Below are 12,891 nucleotides of genomic sequence, written 5' to 3'. Positions count from 1 at the left end.
GTGCCAAGGAGGGAGATCGGGAGTACCGGGTAATTCAAGAGATCCCGAACGAAGAGCCGCTGGAAAGGATACTAAGGCTTGCAGGTTTTACTCAGGACATATACGTAGTCGTCCGTCCGAGCCCGTATCAGCGTGAGTGAAGAGATAAAAAATGATTCCGGGGAAAAACAAGAAACATCAGGGGTAAGGGTGCGAAATGTAGGTTTGAAGTATACGCTGGACATCATCCCTGAATCGCTTACCGGCTTCGTCCGGGCTTACCTTTTCATAAAGTACCAGCTGCAAATGTGTACATATAGACTCGTTGATTCTTTCCATAGGAATAGGAGGGAATGTTCGGGAAATCGGTACCAAGTTAAGGAATTCCTTCTTCCACGGATCTTCCTGATAGAATGGTAGCTTAGCGACATCGCTACGCGCCGGAAGCCTGTAGTGCCCAACCTTATCTTGCCCCTCGAAGGATCCAAGGGCTTTTACAAGTTCAAAACCCATTTTTCTATTACTGGCCCCTTTAGGAATAACCAGCGACAAGATTTCGTTGTACGTAACAAGTTTATCGCTGTAAGGCGGAGCCGTAATGCCGGTATTCTTAATAATCTCTGGTGACTCTGAAATTTAGTGATACATCCACGGGCCATTTACAGACATGGCGATTTTGCCGGAGGCATAAGCCATATCCATTTGCTGATAACCCCACTCTCGGGCTTCTTGGGGCACTACCTTATGCGTAAACATTAAGTCATAATAGAATTGAAATACCTTCGCCGCTTGTTTAGCGGTGAATCCAACCTGCCACTTCCCGTTCACTCGTTTGACAAGCTCTCCACCGGTCTGCCATAGATATGGGATGAACTCTTGTGGAGTACGCGGATCCTTCGCCCCACAATATCCAAACCCATAGATCTCATAACGACCGTCACCATTAACATCACTATTGAGCTTTGCTCCGATCTTATATAGATCTTCCCACCGCTTCGGAGGGGCACTAATGCCAGCTTTGGTATAGAGGTCCTTCCTGTAGATTAGACCGCGTGGGTTAATCATGTACGGGAAAGCAACTATTTCGCCATCTATGGTAATACCATGCCAGAGAGCGTCAGGAAATGCGTTCTTTTCATCCCAGCTGTTGACCTCTTTTGTAATAGGTTGCAGCATACCTACGTTATTTAGATCGTATAGCCATTCCGGTAAGATTAGGGAGACATCCGGCACCGCTCCTCCCATGTAACCAATGGTTAGCTTATTTTTTAGCTCGCTCCACCCGATGACCTCATAACTTACGTCTACACCCGCCGACTTAGCGAAGTCTTGTGTAACCTGGTAGACAGCATCGCCCAGAGGCGTTCCTCTACCCTCGGGTGAATACATAATAATTTTAGATCCCGCTTGACTGGCTTGGATTACTAAAAAGGTTAAAACAAGCACCAACAACACGATATAAATATTCTTCTTTGACATCGGCGTTTTCTCTCCTTTCAATATACCTGGGTAGGGTCATGGTCCTGAGCCACTGGAACGCGAAGGATAACTTCACCTCCTTTGATCCGTTGAACTTGTTCGGAAAATCCTCAATCTACTTTTAAACCTAACATATTGTGAGGATCCTCCTTTATAGTCACGTCTTGCTTAGAAGATGGTGGATTCTAGTGGCTCAGGATTCACAACCTCCGTAGGTTGTGAATCCTTCATAAACCGTTCACGCTGATATAGGGGAACGACAGTGCCAACCGGAGAAATGCCTACGACTGTATTACCCTTCCATTTAACTATATAATCATTGCCATATACCCTTTCCGTTTCCTGACGAATTGCAAGAGGGAATTCGATAAGGCAGTGTTGTCCAGAACATAAACGACCCAACCGCAAGTAATTGCCTAACACCGTAGGAGAAGTGTCATACCCATCAATGTGACATCTAATATCTTTGGGTGATACCCCCTCAGGGAGCCGGACATATAATACTGTATCTTTATGTAAATCGATTTCGAGCCCACCCTGATAGGGGAGCCAACTCCTAACGTTTATAACTTTTGTGTGTCGATCGATTAACAGATTGATATGCGTCGTGGAACCTGTAGTGACTATAGCGTCACGCCACGCATGGTACAACCCGTTAATTGCGTGATAGGTACAGCAGTTCATGATATCCCAATTGTGGTACTTCCTAGATATAAAGTCATTAGGCAAGGACCAACCAGCGAACGCACCAAATGCACGTTTTGGTATATTGTCAAATACTGCTTCGGGGGTTCGGGCTCTGGTACTTTCCTTAATCCAGCTTGTATCAACAAGTTGTGCTTCTACTAAGTGGTTCCGTAGATATCGTTCCGCGTCGTTCCAATATTCCGTAAAGCCGATCTTGGCCAGAAGAATTGAAGCTTCTAGCATGTCAACAATACAACATGTCTCGGAAACTTCTTCGTCACGTAGGCTTTCAGGGAACCAGCCAAATGAGGAGCCATGCCGCTTAGCCCAATCATACATCCGCTTTGCACGCTCGATGTACTTCCAATCTCGGCTCACCCAACCGAATTCTAATAGACCCACCATTGTGCCACTTACAGAATGGAAATGTATATACTGGTGTCTATAATTGAAGCTCCCGTCTGGACCGATAGTATCGTCCTCAAACGCACTATGATGAGCGAAATTCTCTGCTAAAAGCCAGGCCACTTCATCACCTGTCAGCTCATAATATTTCATTAACTGGTAGATCTGTCTACCGCTCGTCACAGGGGGAACAGGCATTTTAACCGGTTCGTGCTCTTGCGGGCTGCTACACCAACCGGTCCGTTCTGCAGAGGTCACGGGCAGCCAACCGTTCGGACGATAAGCAGGAGAGGGATAATATTTATGTTCGGCTGCGATTTCGTACAAAGCCCGACAGAGCTTCTTCAGCTTATTCTCTATCCCCGGATCCCTACTTTCCGCAAGCCATGCCGTCAAACCCATGATGACCGCTCGTTGATCATGCATAAAAGCCTCATGCCGACTAAAAGGTCCTTCCTTCCGATAACTCAGGCCGTCGTTTCCAAAGTAACTAATTAAGTTCTCCTTCAATTTCTCCTCGACTTCTAGACCTACGTCTGTACCAGTCATAGCTCTCCCCAAGATGAAACTGGTAACCATCCGCCCGGTACTCGAACCGAAATCCCACTCGCTATGTTGGAGCTTGGGGGGATCGCTAAGTAAATCAAAAAGGAAAAACGGCAAGAATTGTTGTTCATAATCAACCGTGTTTGTCATGTTCATCATTGCATACTCTACGTGCCGCTTTATATTGAAAGCGGGGAGATGCTGCTCACTGCTATAGCTCATTTCAACTACCCCTTCCCTTTGGCGTTTGCGGCAAAAATGATGCAATCGTTCTTGGCAAATTCTCAGGGCAGTTACCCTCGAGGTAAGATTGTGTCTGCAGATAACGTCTCATTGTATGAGAGGCTAAATTCCAGCAGAGGAACTAAACGTAGCCTCTAGCTTAAACTACGCGGGATGGAGGAATCGCGCACGATCAACGGGCATTCAATGGATGTTGTCGCCTGCCACCTCTTTTCCTTCGTAACCATGTCTAGTAACGCACCAGCCGCTGCTTCCCCCATATAATAGGCGGGTAATTGCAGGGAAGTGAGTTTGGGAATAACGTATTCACATATTTCTCGATTATCAAAGCCTACCACGCCAACATCCCCCGGCACATCGAATCCCTGCTCTCTCAAGGCTTGAATAGCACCGACCGCAAACAGGTCATTGGCACAGAATAGGCCAAACGGGGGACGTACCCGCTTGAGGATATCAAGTATCAATTTGTACCCGGAGGACAATTCCCAATCATCAGAATGCCTTATCAACTCCTCGTTCTCTGATAGCCCATGTTGTTTTAGTGCGTAAAGATAACCTTTTTTGCGTTCCCTGCCTGCTGTCCACGTAAGAGGCCCGCCGATATGAACAATCGGCGACCAACCATTTTCTAACAGATGCAAAGTAGCTGTATACCCACCCCGGAAGTCGTCAGGCATTACTGACATAAACGGTAGATTCTCAGAACGACAATGGCACAAAACGGTTGGTAGACGTCCAGTATCTATTCCCCTTAGATTAGGGGTTAAGGAGGTGGCTATAATTACCCCAACTAATCCCTTCAGGTTAAGATCTAGTACGCTCGCCATGTTGTTTAGCGGGGCCTGCCTCACGACTATTTCATACCCGTTACGGCAAGCGTGATGTTGGATTCCTTTGATCATACTAGGCACAAATGGCGCTGCAATATCATCGGTAATAACCGCAATGAATCTTGTTTTGGCTCCTCGTCTAGGTTTCCGACGAGATACATATCCAAGTTGATCAACACATTGTAGCACCCGTTGCTTGGTTTCCTCGCTAATAGGAGCCGTCTCGTTTAAAGTGTGTGAAACCGTCGACGGTGATACATTCGCCAATTGCGCTACGTCACGAATGGTTGCCACTTACGTATCTTCCCACCATTCCGGTTGCATATGTTTGTTTCATAAAACATATGCAATATATTGCTTGTTTATGCATTATCTATATTCAACATTTAGTCCTGTTTTCCTGCTTTGAGGTAGCCTATTTTAAGAAATTTTGTTTTATCGTTAGTACTATTGAATATGAGTTCAAAACTAGTACTGAGACCGTCGGTTATTACCACTAACTGGCATGGCATATCGTGAATACAACGAAGCCCTGCGGGTTTGAAGGCATTGAGCTGTACCATTGTGTGAATGATTTGGACAGCAGCTGGAGAACCGGCGGCCTCAGTAACTCAGGGTGAGGCGTCGAAGGCCATTGCTTAATGAACTATTTGAAAAGTAGCTCCGATTTATGAGCATCTTGAAGATCCTGAATCAATATCTATATCGTCTTCGAATCGCGATACCGTTCACGGTCTTGACCGAGGACACAGGCAAGCCCGGGGAGGAGAAAAAGAAACTGGTGGTGGACCGAGTCAAAGACGAGCTCGCCAAGCTCGGTTTCACGCTACTTGAATGGGTGCAGAAGTATCAGGACTTCATCCTGGGGGCGGTGGTGGATGTAGTTGTGGCGATCTTGAACCGTATAGGTTTTTCGAGCATACAGGGACTCAAGAGCCCGACTCAAAGCCAGTATCAGGATGAATCCATTTGCGGTCGGTATAAAACTATCCCTGCCTGCGGAGAGGCTTCCCAAAGAGGATCCGGGGAAGCTAAATGATTCGGCAAGGGAACAAGCGTTGAAGGACGCTATTGGCCATATCCCACAGGTGCGATTTGAATATTGATTTATCGCCCGGCCCTTTCGAGGGCCGGGTTTTTTGTGTTCTTGTCAATAATTCTGAGTATCGGAGCAGGAATACGACCGGGACATAGACCTTTTTGGGGTAACGAGGCGACAGAAATCAGCGGGAATGAGCTGGTCGAGAGATGGTTTCGACGCGCTATGCGCACTTATCACCCTATGGTATAACGGGGAATGGAATAGATATTGGTGCGATCAGGCAGCGGCTTAACTGACAGACTCATCCCTGAGGTTTGCGCGGTAAGAACTTTTTAGTGAGTTTGGCCAGGGTGGAGTCGGGTACATCATCTTCGAGCTGGATATGGCAAAACCTGCGCCAGGTGATGCTATCGGCAACTTCCTTTCAAAGCTGTTCATAAGATACATCATGCGAAGGTATACAACTACGGGGGTACCGGGCCTACCGCAGGTGGTGGAGAAGTGCTTTTTTAAAGGCTCAATGAACCTCTCATCAGAGAGTAGCTCATCCACCTTTCGGAGTTCTTCCGGGAGAGAGAAGTATGATTTAGGCAGCCATTGGTCCACCAGGCTCAGTTGATAGGCGATTTTATTCTCAGATCTCAGCATTACTCTCCCCTTCTCTGCATAGCTCTATCATACCATCAAATGGGGCATTTGTGGGAGAGTAAATGCCTGTCGCCATGCATATTTGTGAGGTCCATTTTTCAATGGAAACTAAGTATCCGAGCGTCGAGTGACGGCGCCTGCGGTTATAGAAGCCCTCGATGTATTCGAAGATGGCCGAGGCTAGCGCCTGGCGACTGGACCAGTTGTATCGGTCGAGTAGTTCTGTTTCGAGTGTGGCAAAGAAGCTCTCAGCCACCGCGTTATCTAAGGCGTCACCAACCGTACCCATCGAGCCGAGGATACCCGCCTCTTTGAGAGTGCGACCGAATGCTATGGCAGTATACTGTGCCCGTGATCTGAGTGGTGAATTACCCCAGGCTCGGGTCTACGGTTCCAGACGGCCATATTCACCGCATCGACCGCCAGATCCGCGACCGGGCGGTCTCCCATTGACCAACCTACGACCATCCGCGAAAATGCCTCGGTTACGACTGCCAGGTACAGCTTGCCCTCACACGTAGCGTGTTCTGTCATATCAGCCACCCACAGACGGTTGGGAGCCTCCGGTGTAAATTGCCGCTCTACCAAGTCCGGCGCAGGTTCCTGAGCCGGATTGCGGCGTGTCATACCCCGAAGCCGACGACGCCTATGAGACCTGCCTCACGCATCAGGCGTGCCACCCGTTTTCTCGAGCAGTGGATCCCCATCCCCATGGTAAGCTCCGCATGGATCCCCGGGGCCCCGTAAGTGCCCCGGCTATCCTCGTGAATCCGTATGATGTGTTCTATAAGCTCAGCGTCTTGCCGTGCACGACCCGACGGGCCTCTTTTACGCCACGCATAGTAGCCGCTGGTGGAGACGCCCAGTACCCAGCATAGTATGGTCACATTGTGACAGGCCTTCTCACGCTCGACGAACCGGAACGCCGCTACCGGTTCCGGCCGGTCTCCTTGGCAAAGAAGGCCGCGGCTTTTTTTAGGATTTCACGCTCCTCGCGTAGAATCCGGTTCTCTCGCCTGAGACGGCTGAGCTCTTCCCGCTCGGCAGTCGTTAGCCCTTCACGCTCTCCAGCATCAATCTGAGCCTGTCTGGTCCATTTGCGCAGCGATTTTACTGACACCCCTAGGTCGCCGGCGATCTGCGCCATGGGTTTCCCTCTCTCGCGTACCAGGCGTACTGCCTCGGCTCTAAACTGTGGTGGATATGGTGGCTTCGTCTTTGGCATATGGACACCCCTTTCCTAGTTTACCTCACAAGCTCCTAGGTGTCCACGAAAACGGGGTAGGCCCATAGGGCCTTTTGGCCCGAACGTTTTTCACGCATGAGAATCCGGCGTGTTTGGAAAAAATTCGACCTTGCGCGCAACAGCTCATCTGCCACTTCTTCGTTGCTTAGCTTTTTGATGGGAAAAACGAGATGCTGCAAGTGCGAGGAAGCAACTCCTTAGCAAAGGGCGTATTCATCATCGGATCCAAAGCATGGCATATGGCTTCCGCTTTAGCCTGTTGGGCTTTATGGAAAAGATCTATGAGGTCTCCAATCTTGCTAGCTGAGCTCGCAAGCCGGGCAGTAGTCCTAGCTAGATTCCCAACCTCTCTATCATTCGAGAATATCTGAGCCGTCTCGTAAAAGCGCCGGAATATTCGGGCTGCACTCCTATAGCCAAATTCATTCCGAAGATAGAGAGCTTCAGCCGCCTGACGAACAAAACGCGCTTTGCCTTCATTCGGAAGTCGTTCCGCAAGAACGCGTGCTTCCTCATAATATCCCAGCGAAAGCCGGTCAAGGGTCTGACTCAGTATCTCCTCCGCCATGGTATGTGCTGAACGCCGTGTCGCCATCGATTCGTCCAAAACGCGACCGTGCTGGTCACGGGACTTCCCGGCGCATCACTATCACAAACCCGCCGCCACTTCCTCCCGGCACTTCGCCAAACAGCTAAGCCATTCCGCTTTCTCCAGGATGCCTTGCTCAAGGCTAAACCTCGGCTCATAACCAAGCATCCGCCCGGCCTTATTGATATAAGCCCAGAAATGCGTAAGGTGAAACTGGTGATGGAAATGCCGATTCGCTAAGCGGCGGCCCCCCACATCCCCATACACGGCCAAAGAGGATGTGAGCACCATGCGTTTTGATCCGGCATTATGGGCAGCGGCGGCTAGCGGAACAATAAGCATTCCGGCGGCATTGCATTGATAACTAGGAAATCGTCTCAGGCTTTTCGCTTCAGCTGCCAGTGAATATGCTACAAAATATCATCAATCCGCAACAAGGAATGGACTGGGGCCATCGAGCAATCCCCCGGCTAGTGACATCGTGGCGTTATAGACTCTGATCTAAATGAGCCAAATGATCCTGAATGAGCAAGGCTGCCTAGACACAAAATCTATCTCGCGCCCGGCGAGAAGATCTCATCGTTTTGGCTATCAATTGTCACTAATCGGTATATAAACATTTTAGGGCTATTGCCAATACTGCATACTAGTCTAAGGTTTCTTAGTTGGAGCCGCCTCGGCCTGAGCCTTGCGTGTATCTGCTGGCGCTTCCGTTAGTACGCGCATTATATTCCTACCGAAGAACGAGTTATACTTAACCACCATCCTATTGAACGTGTCAGGCTCAATATCCCTAAGATAGTTTAGATATCCCAAGATCTTCCGATTATCACCGGCACCGGTACGCAGTTTCTGATATAGCATCTTCTTGATGCTTTCCTTACGCGCTCTTCCTATTGATAATCTACCAGTGTTGAGCAAAATGCCAGTTACCATCTTCCGATCAGAGCCGCCCATAAAAATCGTCTTTTCGCGATTTAGTTTCATGCCGAATTTGCCCAGTCGGCCATCGATATCCTCGACAATACTTGGGTGAATCCATTCATTACTCGAAAACACGATATCATCCGCATATCTTGAGTAAGTGAGATGCAAAGCTCTAGCCTGTTGGGAGACCTCGCAGTCAAACGGGTACATAACCGCGTTTGAAATTGCTGGAGCACAGACACTGCCTATAACTAGCCTACCCCGCACAAAACAAATGCCATTGATGAGTTGAAGATCTTCCTCAGTTAAAGATGCTCCGCCTGGGATAGTATCCCTGAAGGCATTAATCCTATCAGCTAGGAGCTGGAATCTTATTGATGGAAAAAAGTTCTTAACATCCATGCGGACTATATGCTTGGCCGCAGCATGGAGTTGGGCATTTCTCTTAATGGAACATCCAAGCCCATAGGCAGTTGCATGTTCCGACACAGGCAGGTGAGAAATGAGATTCTGCACAAGCCAATATTGAAATACCTTTAGAATTGGTGAGGGATGGTATATCGACCTGACTCCGCCAAATTTCTTACTAATTGAGAACACCCGGTAGTATTTGTTGCTGGTCCGGGCGATGGTCTTAATAAGATTCTCGTCTATATCCAAGGAGCGACTGATTCTTTCAATCAAGCTCATGCTGATCTTTCCTCAAAGACGGGAAGATTGGAACTGCCTATGTACCTCATCTTCCTGGCCATAAATTTGGCACGCAGGCACTCGAATTCATGGTCACTTAGGTCAAGCAGACACAAGTTTTTCCTTACTGCCTTCGTATTTAGCCGTAGATATCCAGATGACTCCCAAGCTAAGGAAGAGATCTGGAGGAAATCAAGTGCAAACGCGGCACTGATGGAAGACGTGCTCGATGGTAGTACAAGGTCGAAATTACCGAACCCTTTGACGGACTTATATATTTCGATCAGATCTTTCCTCAAAACTGGTCCCAGCAAGCCAATAAGGTCCAAAAGCTCTAAACAAAATGGCACAAACTCGACCCTGTTACTCGTGTTGGGTTTGACAGTCTTCCTTATGCTATCCAAATGTGTAAGCGCATCGTGAAGCTCCCCGCTCTCGAATATGGAGTCCAGATTACCAAAGACCACGCCATGCGGGTTGGAATCCCGAATCTTCTTGATAGGCCCGTTGTTTATGAATGAGTTAGACTCCCTGTACTTCTTGTCATTGTAGACAAGCATCTTCTCAACCAGACTGTCAATGGAAGCAAAGGCTCCGAGCTCAGCCGCCGTCCCCCAGCTCTCCACAAACAGGAGGACCATATCGCTTATCCCGGCCATAAAGTGTTCAAAAGTCAGCAAATCTATATCAAGTCCAATCCAAAGCTGCTCAGCAAATAGAACCACGATACTGGATATGTTTTTAGACGCGTAATGGTCGAGGTGCTCCATGACCCACTCGCGGTTAGTGATATGATCAGCGCCACTGCCTGCATCAAATTGCCTGCCACATAAGAATAGAAACTTTGGGATCGCCTGACTCACGGTCGGGCCCCGCTTGAGTCGATCCCGAACCTGTATGAGAAGGGATTCAGGGTAGAGGCGTCTATCAAAGGGCATATCATCCCACCATTTCACTAGGTTAACGAAATTGGGCGAGGGCACTACAAGAGCCGCGCGGAAGGACCTTGGCTACCCGAGAGGGTAGACGAGGGACTTCCGCGCGGCCACAAGTCTATCAATTCAACGGCCTGGCTTAACGCCCGGCACACGGCCACGCCCTATGCAAAATGACCCTAAAACTAGTGCCCTCACTAATCTGCATATTTCGACACATATATGCCATTTCCTTCTACCTCGCAAGTTTGTGATAATGAGAATCTTACGGTTGGCCTATTCGTGAGATCATACACGCAAAGAGAATAACCAAGGGCGCGGGAATGCGACTATCTTTGTCTGTAACGTGCAGGCCATCTAAAAATCTGTAATGGCCAGCCTGGTCCTCAAGCAGGAATCTATGGTTGGTTATGGAAATATAGTATATGCAATCCAATCAAGATAAAATGGTATGGCATGTCTTATTAGGAGGCGTTAATCCCGTGAATCTAAGCAGACTCCATGTCTCCAACTACCGTGCCCTAAGGGACTGTCGCATTGATCTCTCCCCATTCGTCTGCATAATTGGTGAGAACAATACAGGAAAATCAACAGTTTTGCTTGCTCTCAGCCTATTTCTCTCCGGCTCCAGAATCGATAGCTCAGATTTCTATGATCCATCACAACCAGTTAGATTTGAGGTCACGCTTAGTGATATATCCGATGATGATCTAGAGCGGATTGCCCCCGAACATAGGGATCGAGTGGAAGGCATTGTCGCCAATAAGGAACTAACACTCGTAAGATGCTATGGTGTCGATGGATCTTCATCTGACTATTACTATCTAGGGTCGGTACCAAAGGATAAGCGATTTGATCCTGATGTTATAGATAAAATCCTGAAGGGCAAGCGTGGTTCTGAGATCAGGGATATCCTTGAAAGCCATTTACCTGAATTCAAAAGCCAATTTGCTGGGATCACCTCCCAATCGGCAGCAAAGGAGAAAATACAGGAGATAATTACAGCTTTACCAGAGAGCGAAAAGACCATGGGTGACTTACCGCTGCCGACAGGAATATCAAATAGCATTAAAAGGCTACTCCCAGAGCCAATATACATCCCAGCTGTCAAGGATCTTACGGATGAAATCAAGATAAAGGAATCCGCAACCTTTGGTAAGCTTATTGGTGTCCTGTTAAGGATGCTAGAGGGTACAGTAGAGGTTCAGGAGATTGCCGCATCCTTTGAAAAACTCAATTCGATGCTCAATAGGACATCAACGGAAAATGGTGCCGTAGTCGATAATCGCCTGCCGCACATTAGGGAAATAGAATCCCAAGTACTGACGTATCTGAGAGAAAACTTCCCAACAGTTGATTTACAACTACACATCCCACCGCCCGAGCTGAAGCAGGTCTTCTCGAGCACGAAGATAATGGTGGATGATGGTGTCAGAGATGTGGTAGAGACCAAAGGCGATGGTCTCAAGAGGTCAGTAACCTTCGCCCTGCTGAGGAGCTATGTGGATTTGCAGATGAAGCAAAGGGCCCCAATGCCCGAAGATCAACAACTAAGGAGATCCTCTGGACCACATTACTTATTCCTCTTTGAAGAACCGGAACTATATCTCCATCCGTCAGGACAACGGATTCTTTTTAAAGCCTTAACGAGGCTTTCGGAACAGCACCATGTCGTTGTCACCACTCACTCACCACTATTTTTTTCTCCTACAGGGACCGGAACATTCATCAAATTAGCAAAAGATCACCCACCCGATGCAAAACCATATGGAAATCCAATGGTGATTAATCTGCTACATGATACTCGCCGGAAGGATGCCTTTCAGCTGATCTGTTACGAGAACAATTCTGCAGCATTTTTTGCCCGCAAGGTCGTCCTAGTTGAGGGAGATTCCGATGCCATCTATTTAGCCCATGTTGCCCGCATCCTAAACGAGGAGTGGGATTTCGAAGCACGCAATATCCCCCTCATAAGGATCAACGGAAAGGGGAATGTGGCGAGGTATAGAGAGTTCTTTGAAAAGTTCGGGCTTGAGGTGCATGCTATACTTGACCTAGATGCACTTCTTGAAGATTTCGATAAACTAGAGGTTACCGAAGACGTTGCTGATCAGAGGAGAGCATTTCTCCAGGTCATCGACAAGATTGCAAAAGATGAAGGAATCGATGGGACTCTGACAAGGGAAAAGATCAAAGAGATGGTACGTAAGTACACCTGGCAGGAAAGATACCAGAGATTAAAATATCTAGCACGGGAAATTGCTAATGGTAGGCAAATCACCAATGACGAGGCAGATGAAATTGAGTTACTTTTTTCTGAGGAGACTGAGACAAGGCGTCGCAATCTCCTACGTAAAGGGCACCCAGAACTCCATGATAAGTATGAGCTACTTGAACGCCTGAGAGAGCTCAGGATTAATGTGCTTGCCAAAGGCGCAATCGAAGATTATTACCCTAACGGCGTTACCGGCGTCGATAAACCCACACGCGCACTGCGGGCTTGCGAGTTAATCACAATGAGGGACCAAATACTTGCTTTGTGCCCCAAAGTCGTCTTCAATGGTAGAGAGGTTTCCGAATTCGAGGCCATATTTCGCAGTATCTTCGATAGCGAATAAGCGAGTCAGTCAACCTCCAGTACAGAT

10 protein-coding genes and 1 pseudogene are annotated in these 12,891 nt (G+C 48.0%); 2 read left to right on the top strand and 9 right to left on the bottom strand.

The genetic code is table 11. The features are described from left to right. Nucleotides 1-177: 177 nt before the first annotated feature. The 4 genes from HPY71_11570 to HPY71_11555 all read right to left on the bottom strand — a co-directional run bounded on the left by HPY71_11570 (nucleotide 178) and on the right by HPY71_11555 (nucleotide 4,463). Entirely contained in the window at nucleotides 178-492 is a 315-nt protein-coding gene (locus tag HPY71_11570; GenBank protein NPV54145.1) for a hypothetical protein, read from the bottom strand. Nucleotides 493-615: 123 nt separating this feature from the next. Then, nucleotides 616-1,458, bottom strand: coding sequence for an extracellular solute-binding protein (locus HPY71_11565; GenBank protein ID NPV54144.1), 843 nt, complete (start codon nucleotides 1,456-1,458; stop codon nucleotides 616-618). 168 nt (nucleotides 1,459-1,626) lie between these two features. After that, on the bottom strand, nucleotides 1,627-3,318 hold the full coding sequence (locus HPY71_11560; GenBank protein ID NPV54143.1) for a hypothetical protein: 1,692 nt from the start codon (nucleotides 3,316-3,318) through the stop codon (nucleotides 1,627-1,629). Between the two features lie 155 nt (nucleotides 3,319-3,473). After that, nucleotides 3,474-4,463 (bottom strand): LacI family DNA-binding transcriptional regulator, encoded by a 990-nt coding sequence (locus HPY71_11555; protein ID NPV54142.1) that lies wholly within the window; start codon nucleotides 4,461-4,463, stop codon nucleotides 3,474-3,476. Between the two features lie 376 nt (nucleotides 4,464-4,839). Here HPY71_11555 and HPY71_11550 point away from each other — a divergent pair, with 376 nt between their 5' ends. Continuing rightward, complete coding sequence (locus HPY71_11550; protein ID NPV54141.1) at nucleotides 4,840-5,208, top strand: hypothetical protein; 369 nt, start codon at nucleotides 4,840-4,842, stop codon at nucleotides 5,206-5,208. A gap of 291 nt (nucleotides 5,209-5,499) precedes the next feature. On the opposite strand, the gene HPY71_11545 is transcribed toward HPY71_11550, so the two are convergent. The 5 genes and pseudogenes from HPY71_11545 to HPY71_11525 all read right to left on the bottom strand — a co-directional run bounded on the left by HPY71_11545 (nucleotide 5,500) and on the right by HPY71_11525 (nucleotide 10,174). Further along, entirely contained in the window at nucleotides 5,500-5,859 is a 360-nt protein-coding gene (locus HPY71_11545) for a hypothetical protein (protein NPV54140.1), read from the bottom strand. Nucleotides 5,860-5,971: 112 nt separating this feature from the next. Further along, a pseudogene (locus tag HPY71_11540) lies at nucleotides 5,972-7,084 on the bottom strand (IS3 family transposase). 166 nt (nucleotides 7,085-7,250) lie between these two features. After that, nucleotides 7,251-7,712, bottom strand: coding sequence for a hypothetical protein (locus HPY71_11535; protein ID NPV54139.1), 462 nt, complete (start codon nucleotides 7,710-7,712; stop codon nucleotides 7,251-7,253). A 633-nt stretch (nucleotides 7,713-8,345) separates the two neighbouring features. Further along, nucleotides 8,346-9,311, bottom strand: coding sequence for an RNA-directed DNA polymerase (locus HPY71_11530; GenBank protein NPV54138.1), 966 nt, complete (start codon nucleotides 9,309-9,311; stop codon nucleotides 8,346-8,348). Then, complete coding sequence (locus HPY71_11525) at nucleotides 9,308-10,174, bottom strand: hypothetical protein (protein NPV54137.1); 867 nt, start codon at nucleotides 10,172-10,174, stop codon at nucleotides 9,308-9,310. The genes HPY71_11530 and HPY71_11525 overlap by 4 nt, the downstream gene beginning before the upstream one ends. 518 nt (nucleotides 10,175-10,692) lie before the next feature. On the opposite strand from HPY71_11525, the gene HPY71_11520 reads away from it, so the two are divergent. Beyond that, nucleotides 10,693-12,864: an ATP-dependent endonuclease gene (locus tag HPY71_11520; GenBank protein ID NPV54136.1), complete on the top strand. Its 2,172-nt coding sequence runs from the start codon at nucleotides 10,693-10,695 to the stop codon at nucleotides 12,862-12,864. Nucleotides 12,865-12,891 lie beyond the last annotated feature (27 nt).

Source organism: Bacillota bacterium (assembly GCA_013178125.1).
GTDB lineage: Bacteria > Bacillota > SHA-98 > Ch115 > JABLXJ01 > JABLXL01.
The sequence above is the reverse complement of the archived record's forward strand: the minus strand, read 5'-3'. Positions and strand labels throughout refer to the sequence as shown.